General features: G+C 59.6%; 20 protein-coding genes. 11 read left to right on the top strand and 9 right to left on the bottom strand.

The window, feature by feature from the left end; translation table 11 throughout:
• Nucleotides 1–740 precede the first annotated feature (740 nt).
• Complete coding sequence (locus tag AB3Y40_RS12860) at nucleotides 741–1,481, bottom strand: alpha/beta fold hydrolase (RefSeq protein ID WP_369439187.1); 741 nt, start codon at nucleotides 1,479–1,481, stop codon at nucleotides 741–743.
• Between the two features lie 67 nt (nucleotides 1,482–1,548).
• On the opposite strand from AB3Y40_RS12860, the gene AB3Y40_RS12855 reads away from it, so the two are divergent.
• Entirely contained in the window at nucleotides 1,549–1,920 is a 372-nt protein-coding gene (locus tag AB3Y40_RS12855) for a hypothetical protein (RefSeq protein ID WP_369439186.1), read from the top strand.
• A gap of 274 nt (nucleotides 1,921–2,194) precedes the next feature.
• Here the strand turns inward: AB3Y40_RS12855 and glyA are convergent, their stop codons facing one another.
• Nucleotides 2,195–3,490: a serine hydroxymethyltransferase gene (gene glyA / locus AB3Y40_RS12850; protein ID WP_369439185.1), complete on the bottom strand. Its 1,296-nt coding sequence runs from the start codon at nucleotides 3,488–3,490 to the stop codon at nucleotides 2,195–2,197.
• A 173-nt stretch (nucleotides 3,491–3,663) separates the two neighbouring features.
• On the opposite strand from glyA, the gene AB3Y40_RS12845 reads away from it, so the two are divergent.
• Complete coding sequence (locus tag AB3Y40_RS12845) at nucleotides 3,664–4,428, top strand: NAD kinase (RefSeq protein WP_369439184.1); 765 nt, start codon at nucleotides 3,664–3,666, stop codon at nucleotides 4,426–4,428.
• A gap of 13 nt (nucleotides 4,429–4,441) precedes the next feature.
• Here AB3Y40_RS12845 and AB3Y40_RS12840 read toward each other — a convergent pair whose 3' ends face one another.
• Both AB3Y40_RS12840 and AB3Y40_RS12835 read right to left on the bottom strand, forming a co-directional pair.
• Nucleotides 4,442–6,334: a propionyl-CoA synthetase gene (locus AB3Y40_RS12840; RefSeq protein ID WP_369439183.1), complete on the bottom strand. Its 1,893-nt coding sequence runs from the start codon at nucleotides 6,332–6,334 to the stop codon at nucleotides 4,442–4,444.
• 109 nt (nucleotides 6,335–6,443) lie between these two features.
• Nucleotides 6,444–8,723, bottom strand: a complete 2,280-nt coding sequence (locus AB3Y40_RS12835; RefSeq protein ID WP_369439182.1) for an NADP-dependent malic enzyme — start codon at nucleotides 8,721–8,723, stop codon at nucleotides 6,444–6,446.
• Nucleotides 8,724–8,847: 124 nt separating this feature from the next.
• Here AB3Y40_RS12835 and AB3Y40_RS12830 point away from each other — a divergent pair, with 124 nt between their 5' ends.
• The 7 genes from AB3Y40_RS12830 (at nucleotide 8,848) to AB3Y40_RS12800 (ending at nucleotide 16,170) form a co-directional block, all read left to right on the top strand.
• Complete coding sequence (locus AB3Y40_RS12830) at nucleotides 8,848–9,936, top strand: cupin domain-containing protein (RefSeq protein WP_369439181.1); 1,089 nt, start codon at nucleotides 8,848–8,850, stop codon at nucleotides 9,934–9,936.
• Between the two features lie 301 nt (nucleotides 9,937–10,237).
• Nucleotides 10,238–10,633 carry a cytidine deaminase gene (locus AB3Y40_RS12825; protein WP_369439180.1) on the top strand — a complete coding sequence of 132 codons (396 nt, stop codon included), beginning with the start codon at nucleotides 10,238–10,240 and terminating at the stop codon, nucleotides 10,631–10,633.
• Nucleotides 10,633–11,934: a thymidine phosphorylase gene (locus AB3Y40_RS12820; protein WP_369439179.1), complete on the top strand. Its 1,302-nt coding sequence runs from the start codon at nucleotides 10,633–10,635 to the stop codon at nucleotides 11,932–11,934. Before AB3Y40_RS12825 ends, AB3Y40_RS12820 begins: the two co-directional genes overlap by 1 nt.
• Nucleotides 11,934–13,145, top strand: a complete 1,212-nt coding sequence (locus AB3Y40_RS12815) for a phosphopentomutase (RefSeq protein WP_369439178.1) — start codon at nucleotides 11,934–11,936, stop codon at nucleotides 13,143–13,145. Before AB3Y40_RS12820 ends, AB3Y40_RS12815 begins: the two co-directional genes overlap by 1 nt.
• Nucleotides 13,142–14,128 carry an adenosine deaminase gene (locus tag AB3Y40_RS12810; RefSeq protein WP_369439177.1) on the top strand — a complete coding sequence of 329 codons (987 nt, stop codon included), beginning with the start codon at nucleotides 13,142–13,144 and terminating at the stop codon, nucleotides 14,126–14,128. The genes AB3Y40_RS12815 and AB3Y40_RS12810 overlap by 4 nt, the downstream gene beginning before the upstream one ends.
• Nucleotides 14,125–14,757: a uracil phosphoribosyltransferase gene (gene upp, locus AB3Y40_RS12805; protein ID WP_369439176.1), complete on the top strand. Its 633-nt coding sequence runs from the start codon at nucleotides 14,125–14,127 to the stop codon at nucleotides 14,755–14,757. Before AB3Y40_RS12810 ends, upp begins: the two co-directional genes overlap by 4 nt.
• 66 nt (nucleotides 14,758–14,823) lie before the next feature.
• A complete protein-coding gene (locus AB3Y40_RS12800; protein WP_369439175.1) occupies nucleotides 14,824–16,170 on the top strand; it encodes an SPOR domain-containing protein in 1,347 nt (448 codons plus the stop codon).
• A 57-nt stretch (nucleotides 16,171–16,227) separates the two neighbouring features.
• On the opposite strand, the gene AB3Y40_RS12795 is transcribed toward AB3Y40_RS12800, so the two are convergent.
• Nucleotides 16,228–17,244 carry a hypothetical protein gene (locus AB3Y40_RS12795; RefSeq protein WP_369439174.1) on the bottom strand — a complete coding sequence of 339 codons (1,017 nt, stop codon included), beginning with the start codon at nucleotides 17,242–17,244 and terminating at the stop codon, nucleotides 16,228–16,230.
• A gap of 67 nt (nucleotides 17,245–17,311) precedes the next feature.
• Nucleotides 17,312–18,937, bottom strand: a complete 1,626-nt coding sequence (locus AB3Y40_RS12790) for an AMP-binding protein (RefSeq protein ID WP_369439173.1) — start codon at nucleotides 18,935–18,937, stop codon at nucleotides 17,312–17,314.
• Between the two features lie 96 nt (nucleotides 18,938–19,033).
• Between AB3Y40_RS12790 and AB3Y40_RS12785 the strand changes: the two genes are divergently transcribed.
• On the top strand, nucleotides 19,034–19,942 hold the full coding sequence (locus AB3Y40_RS12785) for a DMT family transporter (RefSeq protein WP_369439172.1): 909 nt from the start codon (nucleotides 19,034–19,036) through the stop codon (nucleotides 19,940–19,942).
• Nucleotides 19,939–20,595 (top strand): sulfotransferase family 2 domain-containing protein, encoded by a 657-nt coding sequence (locus AB3Y40_RS12780; RefSeq protein ID WP_369439171.1) that lies wholly within the window; start codon nucleotides 19,939–19,941, stop codon nucleotides 20,593–20,595. Before AB3Y40_RS12785 ends, AB3Y40_RS12780 begins: the two co-directional genes overlap by 4 nt.
• 51 nt (nucleotides 20,596–20,646) lie before the next feature.
• Here AB3Y40_RS12780 and AB3Y40_RS12775 read toward each other — a convergent pair whose 3' ends face one another.
• From AB3Y40_RS12775 to AB3Y40_RS12765, 3 genes are read right to left on the bottom strand one after another with little or no spacing between them, the layout of a single operon-like run.
• On the bottom strand, nucleotides 20,647–22,842 hold the full coding sequence (locus AB3Y40_RS12775; RefSeq protein WP_369439170.1) for a 3-hydroxyacyl-CoA dehydrogenase NAD-binding domain-containing protein: 2,196 nt from the start codon (nucleotides 22,840–22,842) through the stop codon (nucleotides 20,647–20,649).
• The gene (locus AB3Y40_RS12770) at nucleotides 22,835–23,761 is read right to left on the bottom strand and encodes a hypothetical protein (protein ID WP_369439169.1); all 927 of its coding nucleotides are present in this window, start codon (nucleotides 23,759–23,761) and stop codon (nucleotides 22,835–22,837) included. Before AB3Y40_RS12770 ends, AB3Y40_RS12775 begins: the two co-directional genes overlap by 8 nt.
• 6 nt (nucleotides 23,762–23,767) lie before the next feature.
• Entirely contained in the window at nucleotides 23,768–24,979 is a 1,212-nt protein-coding gene (locus AB3Y40_RS12765) for an acetyl-CoA C-acetyltransferase (protein WP_369439168.1), read from the bottom strand.
• Nucleotides 24,980–24,984 lie beyond the last annotated feature (5 nt).

The raw sequence follows: 24,984 nt of genomic DNA, 5'->3' as shown, positions 1-24,984 counted from the left end.
AGGATCGTGTCCAAGGACGGTGGGCAACCACGGGACGCGGGCGCAGCAGATGGGGGGAACTCCGGATGCAATGATCGGGGACCCTTCGGGGAAACCATCAGGAAGGTGTCAGGGTGGGCTTCGGCCCGTGCATAGACCGCGTCTAAGCACCTGGCGCCTTTTCTGATTCTCGCACACCCTCACGCGAAAAAAACGGGGCTGATCCGCGTTAAGCGCATCAGCCCCGTCGTCAGGATATTTACCGCGTCTATAAGCACCTGTGCCACCGTCCTAGCGCCCAAGGGTGAATCAATCAACAAGATATTGGCGGGTTTTGTCGGATCACCACCTTGCGTTGCCGGTCAACACCACATGGGGTGGTTTGGTCTGCGCAGCCACATGCAGTGAAAAACTTAAAGGTCGGTGAAACTTTGCCCGAAAGATGAACGTGTCTTAAGCATTCAAACCCGGAGACAGATCATGACCAGCCGCCACATTCTTTGCACCCTTGTCCGCACAAAGCTGGACGACGACAAGAATTAAGCGACGGAAACGCGGGGCTGCCGCGTTGAACCTTCATCAAGCAAATGGGGGTTCCGATGCGATTTTTGCCACATATCTTTCTGCTCGTGATCGGGGCGTTTTCGCTGGCGACGTTTCTGTCTTCACCCGTGATTTGACGCAAGGTTCACCATGCGCGGTTAACGCAGGTTAAGACCTGCGTGTGCATGGTGTGTGCATGCAATGTGCATGGGTTCTGCCTAGGTCAGAAAAGCGTTAACCGCAGCCTCAAACGCGCGCGGTTTTTCGGCATGCAGCCAGTGCCCCGCGCCGGGGATTTTCGCGAATTTTGCGTTTGGGAACAGGGTCTTGATCCGGTCGCGGTGTTCGCGCTTGACGTAGTCGCTGTTGGCGCCGGACAAGAACAGGGTGGGGCCGGTGAACTGGCCTGTCACCTCTGGGAAGCCGATGATCTTGTCCATCTCGGCGGCCAGCACATCCAGGTTCAGGCGCCATTTTTTCTCTTTCAGATCAAGGCTTTGCAGCAGGAACGTGTCGATGCCCGGCTCCAGCCCGGTCAGGTGGGCGGCAGCCTCCGCCCGGTTGGAAATTGTGGTTAACGGCACTCGGCGCATCGCCTCAATCGGGCCGATCTGGCTGTGGGTATAGGTCACCGGCGCGATATCCGCGACGATCAAGCGGTTGATTTTGCTGGGGTATTTCAGGGCGGTAACCATCGCCGCCTTGCCGCCCATCGAATGGCCGATCACATCCATCGGTTGGTCGATGACCCCGGCCAGATCATCCGCCATGTCAGCATAACTTTGCGTTTCATACCAAGGGCTTAGCCCGTGATTGCGCATGTCCACAGCGACCACGCGGCGGTCGTCGGACAGCCGTTTTGACAGCACGCCCCAGTTGCGGGCCGAACCGAATAGCCCATGTGCAATCAAAAGGTCAGGCTTTTCAGTGGCTTGCCCATTTTCGACCGTGTTCAACATGCACCATCCTCCTGCAATGAAATCCATACCCCTTGAGCCCCCGAATGACCACCGCTAGGCAATCATCATGTCGGGGGACAAAGTCACAGAATACGTCGAAACAATCAGCACGCTGATGGCAGAGCGGTTGCGGATCAAAGGCGCATCGCTTGCGGTGCAAATCCGCAAGTCAGGCCGCCGGTTGCCGCGTCGGATCAAGCGGGATGCAACGCAGGTCGCCAAGGCTAACAGTCTGATCCAAAACCCGAAACTGGCACGGATGGTGGATGACAAAGCGATCGCGCGGGCGGCCGAGAATGTCATCGCCCATCTGAGCGAAATTGATCCCAACGAGGTGCTCAAGGACAAGGTGCTTTGGGCTTTGGGCAAGGTGTCGGCAGTGCTGATCGCGCTGTTTATCGCGGCCGTCTGGTATGCCCGCAGCCGTGGCTTGGTCTGACCGCTTGGGCCGCGCTGCAAAACGAAGGGTTCCATCGCAGTTTACGACATGGGACTGCAGCGCATGATCGCTCAAATCACCTTTCGCGCCACCTTTGCGCCTGGCGGCACAGACAATGGCGCACCGGGGTTCGCCCGCACTATCATACGGATGACTACGGGGCCCTTTCTGATCTGAGATGTCGCAATATTAAGGCCGTGTGCCGCGTCCCCAAGTTGGGCTAAGCCATTGGAATCGGTGGTGAAACGGGCGGGGGGATCCCGCCCGCACTTGATCAGAGGTTGGGGTAGATCGGGAAGCTGTCGCACATGGCTTCAACCTCGGTACGGACTTTCGCCTCGACCGCGGCATTGCCTTCTTCACCATTGGCGGCCAGCCCATCAACAACTTCGACGATCCAGTCCGCGATCTGGCGGAACTCTGCCTCGCCAAAGCCGCGTGTGGTGCCTGCAGGGCTGCCCAGACGGATGCCGGATGTGACCATCGGCTTTTCGGGGTCAAACGGGATGCCGTTTTTGTTGCAGGTGATGTGGGCGCGGCCCAGGGCGACCTCTGTCGCGTTGCCTTTGACGCCTTTGGGGCGAAGATCGACAAGCATCACATGGCTGTCGGTGCCGCCTGTAACGATGTCCAAGCCGCCTTTCATCAACTGATCCGCCAACGCCTGCGCGTTCTTCACCACTTGTTCCTGATAGGTCTTGAATTCGGGGCGTAGCGCTTCGCCAAAAGCGACGGCTTTGCCTGCGATCACATGCATCAAGGGGCCACCCTGAATGCCGGGGAAAATGGCGGAGTTCACCTTTTTCGCGATCGCTTCGTCATTGGTGACAATCATCCCACCGCGCGGGCCGCGCAGGGTCTTGTGTGTTGTCGTTGTCGCCACATGGGCGTGAGGGAAGGGCGAAGGGTAGAGGCCAGCGGCGACCAGGCCAGCGAAATGGGCCATGTCGACCATCAGATAGGCACCGACGCTGTCGGCAATCTCGCGCATGCGGGCAAAATCAATGATCCGTGGGATCGCGGAGCCGCCCGCAATGATCATTTTGGGCTGATGTTCTGTCGCCAGTTCCTGCACCTGATCATAGTCCAGCAGGCTGTCCTGTTGGCGCACACCGTATTGCACAGCCTTGAACCACTTGCCCGACTGGTTGGGTTTGGCGCCGTGGGTCAGGTGGCCGCCCGCATCCAGCGACATCCCCAGAATGGTATCGCCGGGCTGCAACAGTGCCTGAAAGACGCCTTGGTTCGCCTGAGAGCCAGAATTTGGCTGCACATTGGCAAAGTCGCAACCAAACAGCTGCTTTGCGCGTTCAATCGCAAGGTTTTCAGCCACGTCGACGTGCTGACACCCGCCATAGTAGCGGCGACCCGGATATCCTTCGGCGTATTTGTTCGTCATCACGCCGCCTTGGGCTTCCATGACGGCGGCGCTGACGATGTTTTCCGACGCGATCAGCTCAATCTCTTTGCGTTGGCGGGTCAGCTCGTCCTGCATCGCGGCGTAAAGATCGGGGTCACGGGTGGCGAGGGCCTCTGTAAAGAAACCTTGGTCGCGGAAGGTGGCATTCATGGCAAAGCCCTTTCGGAACGGGTGGATTTGCGCCCTCATACGGCAAGCGGGACTATGTCTAAAGGGTCAAAACGACCAACAAGATCATGAGGGCGGCATCATGCGTTGCCGATGGTTGCCTTGCGTTTCGGATGGGAACGGTCAACAAAAGGCTGTTGTAGAGGATTGCGCACATGCCGAGCCCGAAAATTGCCTTTGTCGCCAGTGACGTACCGATCGCGCAAGAGGCGCGGACGGTGTTGTCGCAGCGCTATGGCGATACGCCCGTTGATCAGGCAGAGGTGATCGTCGCCTTGGGTGGTGATGGCTTTATGTTGCAAACCTTGCACGCCACGCAGGATGTGGCAGCGCCGGTTTACGGGATGAACCGTGGCACGGTTGGATTTCTGATGAACGAATATCAGGAAGACGATTTGCCGGCGCGTTTGGCAGAGGCCGAAGAAGAGATCATCAATCCGCTGCGCATGACCGCCCTTGATTCCTCTGGCGCGACCCACGACGGGCTGGCGATCAACGAGGTGTCGCTTTTGCGCGCCGGGCCGCAGGCTGCAAAGCTGCGCATCACGGTGGATGGTCGCGAAAGGATGGCAGAGCTGGTCTGCGACGGCGCATTGGTGGCGACGCCTGCGGGGTCCACGGCCTATAACTATTCCGCCCACGGGCCGATCTTGCCCATTGGGTCGGATGTGCTGGCGCTGACCGCGATGTCGGCCTTCAGGCCGCGACGCTGGCGTGGCGCGTTGCTGCCCAAAAAGGCGGTTGTGCGGTTTGACGTGCTGGATGCCAAGAAACGCCCTGTCATGGCCGAGGCAGACAGCAAATCAGTGCGAAATGTGGTCAGTGTCGAAATCGCATCTGACCCCGATATCCGACATCGCATTTTGTTTGACCCCGGCCACGGGCTGGAAGAACGGTTGATCCGCGAACAGTTCGTCTGACCGCCAGATTGGACTAGCCTGCGGCGTAGCCCAGTGGCAGCAAGGCTGTTTTTATCTCATCCAGAATGGCAGGGTCGTCGATGGTGGCAGGCATCTTGAAATCGGCGCTGTCCGCAATCTTGACCATGGTGCCGCGCAAGATTTTGCCGGATCGGGTCTTGGGCAACCGGTCTACCACCGCAATCAATTTGAAAGCGGCAACCGGGCCGATTGTGTCGCGCATCATCTTGATGCATTCGACCATGATGTCCGCGTCAGATTTTGCCGTACCTTTGTTGGTGCACACAAAGCCCAGTGGCAATTGCCCTTTGAGCTCATCCGTGACGCCGATCACCGCGCATTCAGCGACGTCAGGGTGGTTGGCAAGCACTTCTTCCATTGCGCCGGTGGACAGGCGGTGGCCAGCAACGTTGATCACGTCATCGGTGCGCGCCATGATGTAGAGATAGCCGTCTTCGTCGATCATACCTGCGTCCCCCGTTTCGTAGTATCCGGGGAAGGTGTTCAGATAGCTTTTTTTGAACCGCTCTTCGGCATTCCAAAGTGTCGGCAACGTGCCGGGCGGCAGGGGGAGTTTGATGGCGATGGCGCCCAATTCTCCGGGCTGAACCTGATGGCCTGCTTCGTCGAGGATTTGCACGTCATAGCCGGGCATCGCCACAGTGGGAGAGCCGATTTTGACCGGCAGTGCCTCGATCCCTGCAGGGTTGCCTGCGATGGTGTAGCCGGTTTCGGTTTGCCACCAGTGGTCAAAGACTGGGACGCCCATGATGTCCTGCGCCCATTTGATGGTGTCGGGGTCGGCGCGTTCGCCCGCAAGATAAAGCGCGCGCAGGCCAGAGATGTCGTACTTCTTGATCTCTGCACCGGCCGGGTCTTCGCGTTTGATCGCGCGGAATGCGGTGGGGGCCGTAAAGAAGCTGCGCACGTTGTGTTCGGCAATCACCCGCCAGAATGTGCCCGCGTCAGGGGTGCCGATGGGCTTGCCTTCGAACACGACGGTGGTGTTGCCGTGGATCAACGGCGCGTAGCAGATGTAAGAGTGACCCACGACCCAGCCCACGTCAGAGGCGGCCCAGAACACATCGCCGGGGTCGCATTGGTAAATGTTCTTCATGGTCCAATTGAGCGCGACCAGATGGCCTGCTGTCGGGCGCACGACACCCTTGGGCGCGCCGGTGGTGCCGGATGTATAGAGAATATAGGCCGGGTGGTCGCCCGGCACGGGCACACAATCGGCGGGTGTGACACCGTCCTGGAATGCGTGCCAGTCCACGTCGCGGCCGGGGTTCAGGTCTGCAAGCCCTTGTTCGCGTTGAAAAATAACGCAGAAGTCGGGCTTGTGCGTCGCCAGCTCTATCGCGCCATCAAGCAGCGGTTTATATGCGACCACGCGGCCCGGTTCGATCCCGCAAGAGCCTGCGATGATCGCTTTGGGGGTAGCATCGTCAATCCGCACGGCCAGTTCGTTGGCCGCAAATCCGCCGAAAACAACCGAATGAATCGCCCCCAGACGGGCACAGGCCAACATCGCTTCGAGCGCTTCGGGGACCATCGGCATGTAGATGATGACGCGGTCGCCTTTGGCGACACCCTTTGCAGCCAGCGCGCCGGCGAGTGATGCGACCCGTGTTTGCAGGTCCGCATAAGTAATCGTACGTTTGGTGTCGGTTACGGGGCTGTCATAAATGATCGCCGCCTGATCGCCGCGTCCATTTTCGACATGACGGTCGACCGCGTTGTAGCAGGTGTTGACCTGCGCGTCGGTGAACCAGCGATAAAGTGGGGCGTTGCTGTCATCCAGCGCCCGTGAAGGGGGGGTGACCCAGTCGATGGCCTGAGCTTGTTCCATCCAGTAGGTTTCTGGATCGTCTTTCCAGCTTTGATAGACCTCTGCGTATCCCATCGTATCCTCCCCCAAGACGTGATGTGTCAGGGATAGGCAGTTGTGCGGGCCGGCTCAAGGCGCTTGCGGGTCGCGGCGCACACCGGTGTAAATTTCTTTGCAGGTCGATCTAGCTATAATGCGAGACAGGCGTGCCAGCGATGGCCGACATGTTCAGCAACCCGCGGGCGGTGATCGACGGGGTGACAATATGTGCCCGGTTGCCCATGCCCATCAGGATGGGGCCAACCTCGAGCGCGCCACCTTTCATCTTCATGATGTTGCGCACGCCAGATGCCGCGTCGGTATTGGCAAAAACCAGACAGTTGGCCGCACCCTCCATATGTGCAGCTGGGAAAACACGCGCGCGCAAGTCGGGATCCAGCGCGCTGTCGATATGCATCTCGCCTTCATAGGCGAAGTCACGTGGTGCGCTGTCCAGAATTTCCATGGCAGCGCGCATCCGGCGGCCCGTGTCACAATCCAAATTTCCGAACTGGCTGTGCGAACACAGGGCGATATTGGGTGACAGACCGAAGCGGCGCACATGGCGCGCGGCGCCGATGACAGTCTCGGCGATTTGTTCTGGCGTGGGTTCCGCGTGCACTTGCGTGTCCGCGACAAACAATGGTCCATCCTCAAGGATCATCATCGACAAGGCCGCCACAGGATGCAGCCCGCCCTGCCCAAGGATCTGGCAGACGTAGTTGAGGTGCCACAGGTATTGCCCGAAGGTGCCGCAGATCAGACTGTCTGCCTCTCCGCGATGGACCATGACCGCGCCAATTGCAGTGGTGTTGGTGCGCATGATGGCCTTGGCAAGGTCAGGCGTCACACCCTGACGCGCCATCAAGTCGTGGTAACTATTCCAATAGTCCCGGTAACGCGGATCGTTTTCGGGGTTCACGATCTTGAAGTCGATGCCGGGCCGAATAGTCAGACCTGCGCGTTCGCAACGGGCGGCAATCACTTCGGGGCGGCCAATCAGGATGGGGTGATCGGTCGTTTCCTCCATAATGGCCTGGCTCGCGCGTAGCACGCGCTCGTCCTCACCCTCTGCAAAGACGATGTTGCGTTCGGCGGTGCGCGCTGCCTCGAACACCGGGCGCATCAGGAAGGCAGACCGGAACACAGAACTGTCGAGTTTGGCTTTGTAAGCCTCCATATCGTCGATGGGACGGGTGGCGATGCCCGTTTTGCAGGCGGCCCCGGCAACCGCGCTGGCAACGACGCCCATCAAGCGCGGATCAAAGGGTTTGGGGATCAGATAATCGGCCCCAAAGGTCAGCTGTTCGCCTTGATAGGCGGCCGCCGCCTCGGCACTGGTTGTGGCGCGGGCGAGGGCGGCGATACCTTCGACGCAAGCGACCTTCATCTCGTCATTGATGTCGGTGGCGCCCACATCAAGCGCGCCGCGAAAGATGAAAGGAAAACACAGGACGTTGTTGACCTGATTGGGGAAATCGCTGCGGCCGGTGGCGATGATAGCATTCGGGTTCACGGCACGGGCGTCTGCTGGATCAATCTCGGGGTTCGGGTTGGCAAGCGCAAAGATGATTGGCGTCTCTGCCATCTTGGCGACCATGTCGGGCTTAAGGACGCCGGGGCCGGAAAGGCCAAGGAACAGGTCCGCGCCACCAATGACATCATCCAGCGTCGCGGGCGTGGTGCCTTGGGCATAAGCGGCCTTTTGCGGGGTCATATCCGCCTCTCGCCCTTCGTAGACCAGCCCTTCGATATCGCAGAGCCAGACGTTTTCGCGCTTCACCCCAAGGGTCAGCAGCATGTTCAGGCAGGCGATGCCCGCAGCCCCGCCGCCGGTGCTGACGATCTTGATGTCTTCAAAGGACTTCCCAGCCACGCGCAGGGCGTTGGTGGCAGCAGCGCCAACCACAATCGCCGTGCCATGCTGGTCGTCGTGGAACACAGGGATATTCATCCGCGCGCGGCAGGCTTCTTCCACGATAAAGCAATCGGGGGCTTTGATGTCTTCAAGGTTGATGGCCCCGAACGTCGGTTCCAATGCGCAAACGATATCGGCGAGCTTGTGTGGGTCAGGTTCGTCCAGTTCGATGTCGAAACAGTCGATATTGGCGAATTTCTTGAACAGGACGGCCTTGCCTTCCATCACAGGTTTGGAGGCGAGCCCGCCGATATTGCCAAGGCCCAGTACTGCTGTGCCATTGGTGACGACGGCCACGAGGTTCCCGCGCGAGGTATAGTCGCGCGCGCTGTTGGGATCAGCTTTGATTTCCAGACAGGCCTCGGCCACGCCGGGTGAGTAGGCGCGGGCCAGATCACGCCCGTTTGCCAAGGGTTTGGTTGCGCGAATTTCCAGTTTTCCGGGCTTTGGAAAGCGGTGATAGTCCAGCGCCGCCTTGCGAAGTGCATCGTTGTCAGATTTCGTCATGGGCGCAGTCCACCGAATTGTTTAATATTAAACCACTTGCCTCGGTGGCGGTGGTCCTAGGGTCAGCTATAACCCCTGAGCGGGCCGACTTGCAAATCCTCAAACCGCGCCGCACGATGTCGCCATGACGCAATCTGATGAAATTCGTGCCCGTGTTGTGTTGCCCACAACGGACCTGATGGGTGACATCGGGTTCTTTGGGCGCGAATTGGGCCTGCGGATGGATATGATCTATCCCGCTGATGATCCCATGACAGCGGTATTCAGCGGCCATGGCCTGCGTGTGCAGTTGGAGCGGGGGGCAGGTCCGGCAGGGAAATTGGTGCTGGCGACGGATGGGCGTTCGCCAGAAGTGCTGACTGCACCCGGCGGCACTGAGGTGACGATCACGGCGCTGAACCCGCCCTTGGACTTGCCTGAAACGCAACATGCCTTTGTTGTGCGACGTCTGACGGATCAGGCTCCGTGGGTTATTGGCCGGGCGGGGATGCAATATCGCGACCTGATCCCTGACCGCCTTGGCGGGTCGATCATTGCCAGCCATATCCGCATTCCTGACGGTGGGCCCGTGCCGGACATGGTGCATTTCCATCGGGTCGGTTTTCAGCTGATATTTTGCATCGCGGGATGGGTCGACGTTGTTTATGAAGACCAGGGCGATCCGATCCGACTGCATGCGGGGGATTGCTTTATCCAGCCGCCCGAAATCCGCCACCGGGTGCTTGAGGCCTCTGACGGTATCGAAGTGATCGAAATTGGCGTCCCGGCAGAGCATATCACCGAAATTGATCACGACATGACCTTGCCAACCCCGCACCATCGGCCCGATCGGGAATGGGCCGGGCAGCGTTTTGTGCATAATCGCGCGCAGGATGCGATCTGGAAGCCGCATGTCTTTGCCGGGTTCGCAGCGCGGGATACCACGATTTCTGACAATACTGGCGATGTTGCCGGGGTGCAGGTTCTGCGCAAGGGCGCAGATGCGCCCACTTGGGTTGCGCATGACGCTGATATCTATTTCTGCTTTGTGATGCAGGGCACCATGACGCTGGAAGGTGAAGGTAAGGACCCCTTTGCGCTGCAAACAGGCGATGCCTTTGTCGTCCCGCCGGGAATGGCGGTGCGCTATGCGTCGCAGTCCGACGACATCACCCTGCTTGAGGTGACCTTGCCCGGCAAATTTGCAGCAAGTTCGCCGCGCGTGCGCAGCTGAAAATCAAGCTTGTCGCGCAGGATATTGATCTGCGCATGGGCCTGTCGCTGCGTCAGGTTGGGATCAAAGGATTTGCCGGCTGCCTGACACAATGCAGACAGCATGCCGGCCACATCTTCTGACATCGGGGTGTTATCGGGTGCGGTATCAAAATAGGGTCGGGCTATTGTGTTTTGGCTGCTCATAAGAACCTCTGAGTTATAAAGGACAACGCACCAGAACGGGTTTGGTTCCACTGCTTGCCCTTGCATCCGCAACATTCTGGCCGCACTCTGTTTGTTCAGAAAAGCGGAGCTGCCAAATGTCCCTGATCGACGATGCGCGTGCGGTGCGCGACAATGCCCATGCGCCCTATTCCAAGTTCAAGGTGGGTGCGGCGATCCGGACCGCCTCTGGTGCCGTATATCGTGGGTGCAACGTGGAAAATGTGGCCTATCCAGAAGGCACCTGCGCCGAGGCGGGGGCGATCGCGGCCATGGTCGCGGCAGGTGAGACCAAGATCGCAGAGGTTGCGGTGATCGCCGACAGCCCGCAACCCGTGAGCCCGTGTGGCGGGTGTCGCCAGAAACTGGCGGAATTTGCGGAAGGTAGTGTTGTGGTTACCCTTGCCACCACTGATGGCGTCACCCTTGCCACCACCGTTGGCGCATTGCTGCCTGGTGCCTTTGACCAAGACTATCTGTCGCGGACAAGCTAATGGATGCGCGCGCGATTATTGCAAAAGTGCGCCGCAAGGAAACGCCATTGCCAGACGAATTGGATTGGTTTGCCAAGGGTTTGGCCAGTGGCGCCGTCAGCGATGCGCAGGCGGGGGCCTTTGCCATGGCGGTCTGCTTGAACGGGCTAGATGCGGCGGGGCGCACCGCGCTGACCACTGCAATGCGCGACAGTGGGGACGTTTTGGAATGGTCCGGCGACCGTCCGGTCATCGACAAACACTCTACTGGCGGTGTGGGGGATTGTGTCTCGCTGATCCTCGCGCCGATGTTGGCGGCTTGTGATGTGGCGGTGCCGATGATCTCTGGCCGGGGGCTGGGCCATACGGGCGGAACGCTTGACAAGCTTGAGGCGATCCCGGGTTTGTCGACCCTGGTGACAGAGGCCAAGCTGCGCCGGATTGTGGGTGATGTGGGCTGCGCGATTGTCAGTGCCACCGGCAATATCGCCCCGGCGGACAAACGGCTTTATGCAGTGCGGGATGTGACTGCAACGGTCGAAAGCATCGCATTGATCACCGCCTCTATCCTGTCCAAGAAACTGGCGGCGGGTCTTGATGGCCTGATCATGGATGTGAAGGTCGGCAGCGGGGCCTTTATGAAAACAACGCAAGAGGCCCGGGAATTGGCCCGCGCACTGGTGGACGCCGCGAATGGGGCTGGTTGCAAGACCACCGCATTGATCACCGACATGGACCAGCCCCTTGCGCCGTCGCTTGGCAATGCAGTGGAAGTGGCAACCTGCATGGAGGTTCTGTCTGGTCAATCCGAAGCGGCCCCGCGTTTGGCAGAGCTATCAATTGCGCTTGGCACGGATCTGCTGGCGCAAACAGGTATGACCACCGAAGTGGCGCGTCGAAAATTGGAAAAGACATTGTCATCGGGGGCGGCGATGGAACGCTTCGCGGCAATGGTCACCACACTTGGCGGGCCGCCGGATATGGCCGAGGATTGGCAAACGCACCTGCCCAAAGCCCCGGTCGTGGGCGAGGTGCCCGCGCGGCAGGCAGGGCACGTGGCCACCATTGATGGCGAGGCGCTGGGCCTGGCCGTGGTCCGGCTGGGCGGCGGGCGCCGGGTTGAAACCGATCAGGTCAATCCCGCAGTGGGCCTGACAGAGGTTGCGACACTGGGCCAACAGGTTGAACGGGGCCAGCCCTTGGCCGTCATTCATGCCGCTGATGAAGACAGCGCAGAGGCGGCCGCGCATGCGGTTCTGGCTGCGATCACAATTGGTGCCGCACCCGACCCCCATAATCTGATCCGCGAAAGGATAACCTGATGGCCCGTGTTTTTCTTGTGGTGATGGACAGTGTCGGCATTGGTGGTGCACCGGATGCAGATCGCTTCTTTAACGGCCTGAAACCCGACACCGGGGCCAATACCGCGGCCCATATTGCACAGATTTGTGCCGATGGTCATGCGGACAGCGGGCGCAGCGGCCCACTTGCGGTGCCAACACTTGACGCGTTGGGCCTAGGCAAAGCGGTGACGCTTGCATCCAATGACAGCGCGCCGGGGCTTTACGCCCGACCAAGTGGCGCGTGGGGTGCCGCGACAGAGGTTTCGATGGGCAAAGACACGCCATCGGGCCATTGGGAATTGGCAGGTGTGCCGGTGCCGTGGGATTGGCACACCTTTCCGAACGAAGACCCAGCCTTCCCTGACGATCTGACGACCAAGATTTGTCAGGCGGCTGGCACAGGCGGGCTGCTGGGTAACCGCCATGCCTCGGGCACGGCAATCATCGATGCAGAGGGCGCGCGACACATGCAAACCGGCTGGCCGATTGTCTACACATCGGCCGATTCCGTGGTGCAAATCGCAGCCCACGAGGAAACCTTTGGGCTGGACCGTCTGCTCGCGCTCTGCGCCGAGATTGCGCCGACAATTCATGCCATGAAGGTGGGGCGGGTGATTGCGCGACCCTTTGTCGGAACGCCAGAGGCCGGATTTACACGCACATCGAACCGCAAGGATTTTGCAATCGCGCCGCCGTCGCCCACGATCTGTGACGATGTGCAGGGAGCGGGCCGCATGGTCTATGCCATCGGCAAGATTGGCGACATCTTTTCCATGCGCGGCATTGATGAGGTTCGCAAAGGTCGGGATATCGATTTGATGGGGCATCTGCACGATTTGGTGGCAGAGGCTGCGCCGGGGTCCCTGACTTTCGCCAATTTTGTAGAATTCGACAGCGAATACGGTCACCGCCGCGACGTGGCCGGTTATGCACGACATCTTGAATGGATCGATGTGGAGCTGGCAAAACTTTTGCCGAAACTCGCCCCCGACGATCTGTTGATCATCACGGCTGATCATGGCAATGACCCCAGTTGGGGCGGCACCGACCATACCCGCGAACGGGTGCCTGTGCTTGTGCATGGCATCGGAGCCAAGGCCTTGGGGCATATTGGTTTTGTTGATGTCGGTGCCTCTGTCGCGGCGCACTTGGGAGTGGCGCATTCTGGAAAAGGACGCAGTTTTCTATGACATTCAAAACGCTTCCCAAGGTTGAATTGCACCTGCATTTGGAAGGGGCCGCGCCGCCCGCGTTCATTCGGGATTTGGCGCGCGAGAAAAACATTGACGTGTCGGGCATCTTTGATGGGCAAGGTGGCTATGTTTTTGAGAACTTCGAACATTTCCTGAAGGTCTATGAGGCCGCCTGCGAGCCGCTCACATCGCCCGAGGATTTCTATCGCCTGACGTCCGCAGTTCTGGAAGAGACCGCAAGCCACGGGGTAGTCTACGCCGAAACCTTCATCTCGCCCGATTTCTGTGGTGGCGGCGATGTGGCAGCCTGGCGTGACTATCTGGACGCGATGGCGCAGGCCGCGCAAGATTGCGAGGCAAGCCACGGCATCACGCTCAAAGGTATCGTGACCTGCATTCGTCACGAAGGCCCGGAGCAGGCCAAGCGCGCGGCAAAGTGCGCGGTCGAGACGATGGGCGATTTTCTGACCGGCTTTGGCATGGCGGGGGCAGAGATGATGCACCGTCCGGCAGACTTTGCCTACAGCTTTGACATGGCCCGCGAGGCGGGGTTGCCGTTGACCTGCCATGCCGGCGAATGGGGCGGGCCGGATATGGTGGCCGAAACGCTGGACGCGCTGAAGGTGGCGCGGATCGGTCACGGGATCAATGCGGTGCGCGATGCCGATTTGGTCAAGCGGTTGGCAGATGAAGGTATCGTCCTAGAGGTCTGCCCCGGCTCAAACGTTGTGCTGAAAGCCGTCGAAAACTGGGCGGCCCACCCGATTGCCAAACTGCGCGACGCGGGTGTGCCGGTGACCGTCTCGACCGATGATCCGCCATTTTTTCACACGACGATAACGGCGGAATACGACAACCTGCACCAGACTTTTGGTTGGGTTGAGGGTGATTTTCTGGACCTCAACAAGGTGGCGATGAATGCGGCCTTTTGTGATACCGCAACCCGTGACCGCATTTTGAAACGATTGGACGACGCATGACCGAACATCTGACCCATGTGACCCACCCGCTGGTGCAGCACAAGCTGACGCTGATGCGCAAGACGGATACCTCAACGGCTGTTTTCCGGCAGCTTCTGCGCGAGATCAGCCAGCTTTTGGCCTACGAGGTTACGCGCGAATTGCCGATGACCACGCGGACCATAGATACCCCGCTGGAACCGATGGATGCCCCCGTGCTGGACGGCAAAAAGTTGGCGCTGGTGTCGATTTTGCGCGCAGGTAACGGGCTGCTGGACGGTATTCTAGAACTGATCCCGTCGGCACGGGTCGGGTTTGTCGGGCTTTACCGGGATGAAGAAACGCTCAAGCCGGTGCAATATTACTTCAAGGTGCCGACGGAGTTGGAAGACCGGCTGGTGATCGCTGTTGACCCGATGCTTGCCACCGGCAACAGCTCTGTTGCGGCGATTGATCTGCTGAAGAAGGCGGGCGCTACGAACATCCGATTCCTGTGTTTGCTGGCCGCACCCGAAGGCATCGCACGGATGAAAGAGGCCCATCCTGACGTGCCGATTGTGACGGCCGCAGTGGATAGTCACTTGAATGACAATGGATATATTGTTCCGGGGCTAGGGGATGCGGGTGACCGCATGTTTGGCACCAAATAAGGGAACAATCGCTTTACAAAATAGGGATTGTCGGGCATCCTGCCACAACATTTTGTGGGGGATAGAATGTCGTCAATTGGACATATGCGGGTGGCCGTGCTGGCTTTGATGGTGTCAACCGGCGGTGCAGCTGCGCAGGGTGACCTCCCTGCAGAGTTTCCGCCAGCGGATTTCGCGGGCAATCAATTCGTCGATAGCAATGGATGTGCCTTTATCCGGGCGGGTATCGGTGGGGCCACAAATTGGGTGCCCCGCGTTTCGCGATCACGTCAGCCGCTTTGCAATTTTCAGCCGACGTTCCCCGCAGGTGTTGCTGGCCCAGCGACGGGCAGCGGGCGTGTTGCACCGCTGGATGCGCCAATCATCGAGATCACACCGCCTGCCGCCTCTGTCGCTGCCGCGCCTGCACCATCGCCCGCGCCGGTGCGGACCCGCGCCGCAACCGCACCAATTCAGACCATCGCTTCTATTCCGGCGACACCCGTTGTCGCACCTTCACCACAGATCATCACACCGCCACCTGCGGCAGAGCCGCCGCGCGTGACGCTGGCAGAAGCCTGCCAGGGCCGTTTCGGCATTCAGCCCGGTTTCGTCAGCGCCCGCACCGGTGATCCGATTGATTGTGGCCCGGCCCCGGCGGCTGTGCCGGTCAGCGCACCTGCGCCTGTCGTCCCTGCCGCGCCAGAGCCGCTGCGCATGACGCTGGCTGAAGTTTGCGCCGAAGTGGCCGCCACAGGCACACGCTTTGTGCGGCCCGATGGCTCACCCATCGTTTGTGACACGCCCGCGCCGGCCCCGGTCGTGATTGCGACGGCCACTGTTCCGACAACGGCGCCGGCCCCAATCGCTGCCAGCACCGGCCTTTGCCCGGGGAAGCCGCATTTGAATGGCGACCCGGCTTTGCCCATGCGCTGCGGTCCGCAAGTCGAGAAGCCATATACCGAAGTATCACCCGGCGGCGGCACGGCGACTGTCAGCACTTCGGGCTTCTTTGGTCTGGGTGCGCCTACTGTCCCCGCCTCCAACCCCATCGCCAGCCGACAGGCCGCGCCACAGGTGCCAGCCGGGTATGAACAGGTCTGGACCGATGGCCGGATCAACCCACAGCGCGGTCAGGTGGCGCAATCAGCCCCGCGGATCTCGACCCGGTCCGCAGCACCCGCTCAGGTGCGCGCGCCAGCGGCAGCCGCGACCATGACCCACCGCTATGTGCAGGTTGGCACCTTTGGTGACCCGGCCAACGCCACACGAATGATCCAGCGTTTGGGTGGCATGGGTTTCCCTGTCGCCTCGGCCAAATCCGGCAGCCTCAAGGTGATTGCAGCGGGTCCGTTCAACACACCGGCAGAGCTTGCTCGTGCGTTGAACGCGGTGCGTGGCATGGGCTTTGCTGACGCCTATACCCGGAACTAAGGTTTCTCCCCAGAAAGGCCCTGCAGACGAGCGCAGGGTCTTTTTGGGTGCGCGACCCTAGTCGCAGATGCCTTGCAGGCTGACCCAATCGCCGTCTGACAGAACTTCTTTGAAATCAGTGCCCTGAACAGGGTCATTCACGATCAGTTCCATCACGGGCTGGCCTTTTTCCTGTCGGTAGGTGCCAAAGGGGGTACTTGGGATGCGCGCGGTCTCAAACGCGCCAAGCAGGGTTGTTTCGGACAATGACGGGGCCTGATCGCCAATCAGATCGACGGCATAACGATCAAGCACGTCTGTTGGCAAATCACCCGTTGCCAGCAGGCGAACGGTGTTGGTGAAACCGGCGCGCTCCAGAATTGGCAAAAGTGGGTCCTGAGCTTTGCGCGCCTCTTCGGCGGCCAAGACAAATCCTGCGGCAATCGCGGGATCATCCAGCCGTTCGATCAGGGACCGGTCGAGCGCCGTGATCCCGCCCGGCAAGGGCAGGGCGATTTCCTGTCCCAGCGGCATGACAACCACACGCCGCGCGCGGGTTGTGCCCAGCACACGGGTTTCAAATCGCGCCAGCGCATCGGTGCCGACCGCGCCCCGGCAGACCGGTCCGGTAAGACCTTGCAAGTTGTTCAACAACACGACGCCAATTTCGACCCGCTTGGACATTGGCACAACGCCTAAGGCTTGCTGGCGCATCGCATCGGGGAGCCAGAACACGCCAAGCGCAACAAGCCCGCCCAACAGTGCCACAGTCCCCAAACCCCGCAGCTTGCCTTTGCGGGGCCGGGCGCGGGCCACCGTTTTGCGCACTTTCTCGATGGCGTCGACCATCAACGTGTCTTCGACCTCAAGCGCTTCGTCGGTGTCGGTATCAGGGGCAAACACTGCAGGCCGTTTGCCCGGATTTTGCCGTGTGACGGCGGCCAGCGACCAATGGGTCAGCGGGCGACCTGCACCATCGGAGATCACCAGCGTGGCGTTGCCAAAGGACACAACGACATCACGGCGCTGCGCTGTGGCGTCCGCACGCCACAACCCACCGCTTTCAAGGCGCTCGTATTCCTTGAGTGCTGTCATCCGCTCGATTTGCCCTTTTTTGCTACCATAGCGTGGGGCAGGGCCGGGCGACAACTGCTACAAATGGTCAGAGCGCCTTGGCGAGGCCCCGCAGCTCAAATTTCTGAATCTTGCCCGTCGAGGTTTTGGGCAACTCCTGAAACACGACCCGTTTGGGGCATTTGAACCCAGCCAGTCGCGTGCGGGTAAAGGCGATCACTTCAGCCTCTTCAGCAGTCTGGCCATCTTTGAGTTCAATAAAGGCGCAGGGCACTTCGCCCCATTTGTCATCCGGTTTGGCGACCACCGCACAAAGCGAGACAGCAGGGTGGTGCATCAACGCGCCTTCGACCTCAACGGAAGAGATGTTTTCGCCGCCCGAGATAATGATGTCCTTGGCCCGGTCGCTGATTTGGATGTAGCCATCCGGGTGCTGGATGGCGAGGTCTTCGGAATGGAAATAGCCACCAGCAAAGGCTTTGGCTGTAGCCTCCGGATTCTTCAGGTAGCCTTTCATCACAGCATTGCCGCGCATGACAATTTCGCCTTGCGTGCCGCCATCCGTCGTCACTTGATCCATCTGGTCATCAACGACAGTCACGTTTTCCATCATCGGAAAGGCCACGCCTTGCCGCGCCTTGATCGCAGCCTGATCTTCGCCCGGAAGATCATCCCACTCTGCGTTCCAAACGCATTCGGTGACGTGGCCATAAGTCTCGGTCAGCCCATAGACTTGCGTGACGTTGAACCCCAGCTTGCCAACCGCAGCCAGCAAGGCGGCCGCCGGGGGCGCGCCTGCTGTAAAGACCTCGACTGTGTGATCAAAGGGTCGACGATCCGCATCGTCAGCGTTGACGATCAGGTTCAGCACGATGGGCGCGCCACCGAAATGGGTGACACCGTGATCCGCGATCGCATCATAGATCGCGCGCGCCGTGACATCGCGACAGCAAACAGCCGTCCCGCCGAGTGCGGGCAGCATCCAGGTGTGGTTCCAACCGTTGCAGTGGAACAGCGGCACGATCTGCAGCAGTTTTGGGAAAAGGGTCATCCGCCAGGAAATCGGCGTACCCATCGTCATCAGGTAAGCACCACGATGGTGATAGACCACGCCTTTGGGCCGTCCTGTGGTGCCGGACGTGTAGTTCAGCGCAAGGCTTTCCCATTCGTCTTCGGGCATGATCCAAGGGAAATCGGCATCACCGGTGCCGACGAAATCCTCATAGGTTTGGTAGTTGCCGGTGGCTGCGATACCTGCCACCGGGTCGGGCACTTCAATGATCGTGGGCGGCGTCCCTTCCATCAGTGTCAGGGCCTCTGTCACGACGGGCAGAAACTGCGTGTCAACCAAGACCACCTTGGCTTCGCCGTGATCGAAGATGTAACCGATCGTGTCAGCATCAAGCCGCGTGTTGATCGTGTTGACGATCGCACCACAGGCGGGGACGGCAAAGGATGCCTCTGACTGCGCTGGAACATTCGGCAGGATTGTCGCCACCACGTCACCCGGTGCAACACCGGCCTTGGCCAAAGCGCTCGCCAGTTGGCTGACGCGTGCGTGGTATTCAGCGTAGTTCAGCGCTGTGTCGCCATAAACCAGCGCTGTGCGGGTTGGATAGACACGTACGGCCCTTGCCAGATGGCTTAATGGGGTCAAAGGCACATGGTTGGCGGCACATTTGTCCAGCCCTGTTTCATCGCGCATCCAGCCCATCGTAATCCTCCCAAACCGTGATGTCGTTTTCAGGGTTGAGTATTGCTGTGCTTATGTGACTTTGCCAATGGCGAAAGCACCAACTCAGGCAACTTGATGACAACCAATTTCGTTCAACCCGGTCGCGCTGCACTGATGATTGTCGCGGGCATGATGACGCTTGGGCTGACGGATAATTTCGTACCATTTGTGACCACTGACAGTTCGCTCTCGCAGTTCCATCTGGTCCGGGGCGGATTGGTCCTGTTTGCGCTTGGGATAGCGGCGCAATTCGGTGTCGGCACCTTGCGGCCAAAGCGGCCCGGTGCCGTGCTGGGGCGAAGCATGTTTACCGCAGGTGCCATGGTGATCTACTTTGGTTGCCTCGCCCTATTGCCAATCGGGGTTGTGGTGGCGGGGCTGTTTACCGCGCCGCTTTTTGTGGTGCTGATCACCGTTCTGTTCCAAGGCAAGCGCGTTGGCCCGGTGCGGTGGCTGGCGGTTGTGGCGGGCTTTGCCGGTGCGGTCATGGTGATCCGGCCTGATCCGGCGGCGCTGAACCTTGTGGCTTTTCTGCCGGTGTTTGCGGGGTTGCTATATGCCATAGGGGCGGTCGCGACCCGCGCTTGGTGCGAAGGCGAGGCGACATCAACCCTGACCGCGTGGTTCTTTGGCATGCTGACGCTGTTTGGTGCCTTGGGTGTCATCGCCTTGCCTGCCGGCGGCGGTGGCGGGGCAGAGGGGTTCCCGTTACGCGGCTGGATGCCCCTGACCCCCACGCTAATCGCCTGGTACATCGCGCAGGCCATCGGCGCATTGGTTGGGATCGTGCTGATCTTTCGCGGCTATCAGTTGGGCGAGGCAAGCTTTGTCGCCGTTTTTGAGTATTCGCTGCTGATCTTCGCCAGCGTCTGGGCCTACATCCTGTGGGGTCAGACCGTGCCGCCTTTGGGATTGTTCGGGATGGTACTGATTGCGGCAGCGGGGATCATCATTGCAATCCGAAGCCGGGGTGAGGGCGCATGATCATCTCGCGCGGACGCCGCTATGTCTTTGTGCATATTCCCAAGACCGGCGGCACCGCGATGGCGTTGGCACTGGAAGCGCGCGCCATGAAAGACGATGTCCTGATCGGCGACACCCCCAAAGCCGTGCGCAGACGCGGGCGATTGAAAGGCGTTCAAACAGCTGGCCGGTTGTGGAAACACAGCACTCTCGCCGATGCCGAAGGGCTGATAACCCGCGACGAGATGACCGATTTCATGGTCGTCACTATGGTCCGTAATCCTTGGGATCGGATCGTCAGCTATTTTCACTGGCTACAAGCGCAGCGCTTTGAGCACCCTGCGGTGAAACTGGCGCAAGCGCTTGATTTCAGTGAATTTCTCAACCACGCACATACGCAATCCGGGCTGCGCGCCAACCCTTACGCGCATTATGTGACCGATGGCGCTGGTCGGATTTGTGATACGCATTTTGCACGGCTGGAACACTGGCAAGATGATCTGGAACCATTCGCACAACATCTTGGGTTTCGCATCGATCTTCCGCGCGCAAATGTGTCTGATCGCAGGCGCGATTGGCGCGGGTACTATTCAGATGCCGATGCGGGTCTGGTCGCAGAACTTTGTCAGGCTGACATCGCGCGAAGCGGCTATGTGTTTGATACAGGAGAATAGAAAAGGCGCGGTCATTGCTGACCGCGCCCGCTTTGTTGGACTGGTAATGGATCAGGCGGCCTTTGCCGCCTTGCCAAACCGGCCATAGAAAGACTGATTGTTCTCGGCCATCTCGCGCAAGAGCGCTGGCGTTGTGAACCGCGCACCATAAGCAGCAGTCAGTTGGTCGCACCGCTCTGCCGCATAGGGCGACCCAATGATATCAAGCCAGCTGAACGGGCCGCCGGACCAAGGTGCAAAGCCCCAGCCAAGGATCGCGCCCACATCGCCTTCGCGGATGTCTTCCAGCACGTCTTCTTCCAAGGCGCGAACCGCTTCCAACACCTGTGCGAATAGCAGGCGATGCTGCACTTCGGTCAGTTCGGGCTGTGTGTCCGCCACCGGGTATTTCGCAGACAGACCGTCCCAAAGGCCCTGCCGCTTGCCCTTATCGTCATAGGCATAAAAGCCGGAGTTGGACTTCCGGCCCAGACGGCCTTCGTCGAACATCCAGAACAGGACCTCGTCCTGCGCGTCGTCATAGGCGTCGCCCATCGCGGCCTTGGTCGCCTTTGCGATCTTCACGCCAAGGTCGATTGAAGTCTCATCCGTCAGTTGCAGCGGGCCAAGTGGCATGCCGACAAGTTTGGCTGCGTTTTCGATCAACGCAGGCTCCACCCCTTCTTTCACCATCCGAATGCCTTCGTTGATGTAGGGAATAATGCAACGGTTGGCATAGAAGAACCGCGCGTCATTGACGACGATCGGTGTTTTGCGGATCTGGCGCACAAAGTCGAGCGCTTTGGCAACCGCCACATCGCCGGTTTTCTGGCCTTTGATGATCTCAACCAGCAACATCTTGTCGACGGGGCTGAAAAAGTGGATGCCGATGAATTTTTCCGCGTCGTTTGCGGCCTTGGCCAGTTCCGTGATCGGCAGGGTAGAGGTGTTGGTGGCAAAGATCGCATCAGGACATGCGGCCTGCACCTTTGCTGTCACCTCTGCCTTGACGGCCACATCTTCAAACACCGCTTCCACGATCAGGTCACAGCCAGCTAGGGCCGCATAATCGGTGGTCGCGTTGATCAGGCCCAGCACCGCCTCTTTCTTTTCCGGTGTCGCCTTTTTGCGCGCGATCCCTTTGTCCATGTAGTCGGCGGTGTAGGATTTGCCCTTGTCTGCCGCCTCTTGCTTGGCGTCGATCAGCACGACCTGAATTCCGGCCAAGGCCGAGACAAGCGCGATGCCCGCGCCCATCATGCCCGCACCAATCACACCAACCTTTTGCACCTTTTGGTCGTCAACAGCAGGGCGGTTGGCGCCTTTTTCCAGTGCTTCTTTGTTGATGAACAGGCTGCGGATCATCGCGCTGGATGAGGGGTTCATCAGCACATTGGTGAACCAGCGCGCCTCGATTTGCAGCGCTGTGTCAAAGGGAACCAGCGCACCTTCATAGACCGCCGACAGCAACGCCTTGGCCGCCGGGTAGACACCCATCGTCTTGCCGTTGACCATCGCGCTTGCACCCACAAAGTTCATGAAACCGGCAGGGTGATAGGGCGCACCGCCAGGCATCTTGTAGCCCTTCTGATCCCAGGGTTTGACGATGTCCGCATCGGTGGCGTTCAACACCCAATCTTTCGCCTTGGCCAGCAGTTCGTCAGCAGGCACGACTTCATCCACCACACCGGCGGCTTTGGCTTTCTGCGGATTGTTCAACTTGCCCTCAAGCAGCAGCGGAGAGGCGGCAATCGCGCCGAGTTTGCGCACAAGGCGGGTTGTGCCGCCTGCGCCGGGGAAGATGCCAACCATGATTTCCGGAAGGCCGATCTTGGCCTTGGGGTTGTCAGCTGCAAAGATGCGGTGACAGGCCAGCGGAACCTCAAGGCCGATGCCCAACGCCGTGCCGGGCAGGGCCGCTGCAATCGGCTTACCGCCTTTGAGCGTCTTGGGGTCCATGCCTGCGCGTTCGATTTTGCGCAGGGCGCGGTGGCCATTCATTGTGAATTCAAACAGACCTTCTGCGGGGTTTTCCTTGTACTCTTCGCGGATCGTGCCCAGCACGTTCAGGTCCATCCCCCCGGCAAAGCTGTCCTTGCCAGAGGTGATAACGATGCCTTTGACAGCATCGTCGCCCAGCGCCTCGTCGATCAATTCGTTCAACAACTTCATGCTGTCGCGCGTCATCACGTTCATTGACTTGGACTTCACGTCCCAGGTGATCACCGCGACGCCATCGGCGTCTTTTTCAAGGATAAAGTCAGTCATCAGAGGTCCTTTCGAGGATAGGAGCAAGGTCAGGCAGCCGCGGTCGTTCCGCGACACGGACCCAAAGCTTAAAATTTTCAGCGTTGTTCAGGATGGCATTGGCGCAATGCGTCTCGCGCCAGTGTCCATCAGCACCACGGACCAGCCGGATGCGATTTGGGTAGGGCGGCACGACGCGTTCTGAACCGCGCATCTGATGAGAGATATGCGTGCCGATGATCTCGTTTTCACTTTCGAACCGCGCCACTTTCACGGTGCGCACAAATTCGGAGATGCCTTCGGTCTGATAATTGCGCGCGAAACGTTCGAAATTGCGCTGCATCCCTTCGACCGTGGTGGTTTCAATCAGCGCGGTCTCGGTTGTCATGCGATGTGGCAGGTCCACACGTGCGCGCATCTTGTCAAAGTCCTGCTGCATCAGCGCCTCTGCCGTTGCATCCAGATGGGTCTGATAAATTGCCATTGCCTCAGGATCGCTTGTCTCGACCGCATGCATGGCTTGGGCCTGGCCGTCGTGATCGTCCAGATCATAGTCAGACGACGTGATGACCCACCGCCCATTGATCCGCTCCAGCACGGAAAAGACCGGGTAGGGCGGCACGACATCCTCACCATCTTTCAAGACATAGCTGACATGGGTCGCTTCAACCCGGTCAGGCCCCTGAAACAACGCTGCGACACATTCACGGTAAAGCCGCGTGACACCTTTCGATTCAAAGTGATCGCAAAGGCTGTGAAATGTCTGTTCCAGATCATCGCGATTGCGCACGATGATCCGGCTGTTCGCCGTGGTCATCTGCTGAGGAAGATTAAAACAATCCGCGAAAGCCTCAAAATCCCGCGCCATCAGGGCTTGTGCCGTGATGTGCAGCAGATGTTCCGAGACTTCCTTGGCCGTTTCAAACTTTTGGTCCTTCATTGCGGATCACACACGTTCAATGATCGTGGCGGCACCCATGCCGGATGCAATGCAAAGTGTTGCAAGGCCGGTACCCTTGCCGGTCCGCTCCAGCTCGTCCAGCAGGGTGCCAATGATGATCGCACCGGTGGCCCCCAGCGGGTGGCCCATGGCAATGGACCCGCCGTTCACATTGACCACGCTGTCATCCACGTCAAAGGCCTGCATGAAGCGCAACACGACAGAGGCAAAGGCCTCGTTCACCTCAAACAGGTCGATGTCGCTGATCGACATGCCTGAATCGGCCATGATCTTCTCGGTCACAGGAACCGGACCGGTCAGCATGATGGTTGGATCGGTTCCGATTTTGGCCGTCGCCTTGATCCGCGCGCGTGGCTTGAGGCCCATTGCATCGCCCCATTCCTTGGACGCGACCAATACACCGGCCGCCCCATCCACGATGCCAGAAGAATTGCCTGCGTGGTGGATATGGTTGATCCGCTCTAGGTGCGGGTACTTCATCAGCGCGACCTTATCAAAGCCGGGCATCACCTCGCCCATCGCCTGAAAGGCGGGATTTAGACCGCCAAGCGATTGCATGTCGGTGCCGGGGCGCATGTATTCGTCGTGGGCCAGAATGGGTAGACCGTTTATGTCGCGCACGGTCACGATGGATTTGTCGAACCGCCTGTCATCCCAGGCTGCCTTGGCGCGCTGCTGGCTTTTTACTGCCAGTTGGTCTGCATCGTCGCGGCTAAAGCCGTATTCGGTGGCGATGATGTCGGCAGAGATACCCTGCGGGACAAAATATGTCTCCATCGCGATAGAGGGATCCACCGCAATTGCCGCACCATCACTGCCCATCGCCACGCGGCCCATCATTTCCACACCACCAGCGATATAAGCACCACCAGCACCGCCCTTGACCTGATTGGCGGCCAAATTCACAGCTTCCATCCCAGAGGCGCAGAAGCGGTTGATCGCCAAGCCGGGGATGCTCTCATCTAGATCAGAGGCAAGCACCGCCGTCCGGGCCAGACATCCGCCCTGCTCGCCCACCTGGGTTACGTTGCCCCAGATCACGTCTTCAACTGCATGGCCTTCCAGACCGTTTCGATCTTTCAGTGCATTCAGCACACCGGCTGACAGGCGCGCAGAAGTTACCTCATGCAGGCTGCCGTCTTTGCGGCCTTTGCCGCGTGGCGTGCGCACGGTGTCATAGATATAGGCGTCGGTCATTCTCG

The organism is Yoonia sp. R2331, assembly GCF_041103235.1.
In the GTDB taxonomy this organism is placed as follows: domain Bacteria; phylum Pseudomonadota; class Alphaproteobacteria; order Rhodobacterales; family Rhodobacteraceae; genus CANMYO01.
Note: the sequence above shows the minus strand (reverse complement) of the source record. Positions and strands in the feature narration are given on the sequence as shown.

Bases quoted from the DNA above. Each gene is read 5' to 3' on its own strand.
- AB3Y40_RS12785 (WP_369439172.1), top strand. From the start codon at position 19,034: ATGACAACCAATTTCGTTCAACCCGGTCGCGCTGCACTGATGATTGTC.
- upp (WP_369439176.1), top strand. From the start codon at position 14,125: ATGACCGAACATCTGACCCATGTGACCCACCCGCTGGTGCAGCACAAG.
- AB3Y40_RS12845 (WP_369439184.1), top strand. From the start codon at position 3,664: ATGCCGAGCCCGAAAATTGCCTTTGTCGCCAGTGACGTACCGATCGCG.
- AB3Y40_RS12810 (WP_369439177.1), top strand. From the start codon at position 13,142: ATGACATTCAAAACGCTTCCCAAGGTTGAATTGCACCTGCATTTGGAA.
- AB3Y40_RS12840 (WP_369439183.1), bottom strand. From the start codon at position 6,334: ATGGGATACGCAGAGGTCTATCAAAGCTGGAAAGACGATCCAGAAACC.
- AB3Y40_RS12860 (WP_369439187.1), bottom strand. From the start codon at position 1,481: ATGTTGAACACGGTCGAAAATGGGCAAGCCACTGAAAAGCCTGACCTT.
- AB3Y40_RS12825 (WP_369439180.1), top strand. From the start codon at position 10,238: ATGTCCCTGATCGACGATGCGCGTGCGGTGCGCGACAATGCCCATGCG.
- AB3Y40_RS12800 (WP_369439175.1), top strand. From the start codon at position 14,824: ATGTCGTCAATTGGACATATGCGGGTGGCCGTGCTGGCTTTGATGGTG.
- AB3Y40_RS12835 (WP_369439182.1), bottom strand. From the start codon at position 8,723: ATGACGAAATCTGACAACGATGCACTTCGCAAGGCGGCGCTGGACTAT.
- AB3Y40_RS12815 (WP_369439178.1), top strand. From the start codon at position 11,934: ATGGCCCGTGTTTTTCTTGTGGTGATGGACAGTGTCGGCATTGGTGGT.
- AB3Y40_RS12770 (WP_369439169.1), bottom strand. From the start codon at position 23,761: ATGAAGGACCAAAAGTTTGAAACGGCCAAGGAAGTCTCGGAACATCTG.
- glyA (WP_369439185.1), bottom strand. From the start codon at position 3,490: ATGAATGCCACCTTCCGCGACCAAGGTTTCTTTACAGAGGCCCTCGCC.
- AB3Y40_RS12780 (WP_369439171.1), top strand. From the start codon at position 19,939: ATGATCATCTCGCGCGGACGCCGCTATGTCTTTGTGCATATTCCCAAG.
- AB3Y40_RS12795 (WP_369439174.1), bottom strand. From the start codon at position 17,244: ATGACAGCACTCAAGGAATACGAGCGCCTTGAAAGCGGTGGGTTGTGG.
- AB3Y40_RS12855 (WP_369439186.1), top strand. From the start codon at position 1,549: ATGTCGGGGGACAAAGTCACAGAATACGTCGAAACAATCAGCACGCTG.
- AB3Y40_RS12765 (WP_369439168.1), bottom strand. From the start codon at position 24,979: ATGACCGACGCCTATATCTATGACACCGTGCGCACGCCACGCGGCAAA.
- AB3Y40_RS12790 (WP_369439173.1), bottom strand. From the start codon at position 18,937: ATGGGCTGGATGCGCGATGAAACAGGGCTGGACAAATGTGCCGCCAAC.
- AB3Y40_RS12775 (WP_369439170.1), bottom strand. From the start codon at position 22,842: ATGACTGACTTTATCCTTGAAAAAGACGCCGATGGCGTCGCGGTGATC.
- AB3Y40_RS12820 (WP_369439179.1), top strand. From the start codon at position 10,633: ATGGATGCGCGCGCGATTATTGCAAAAGTGCGCCGCAAGGAAACGCCA.
- AB3Y40_RS12830 (WP_369439181.1), top strand. From the start codon at position 8,848: ATGACGCAATCTGATGAAATTCGTGCCCGTGTTGTGTTGCCCACAACG.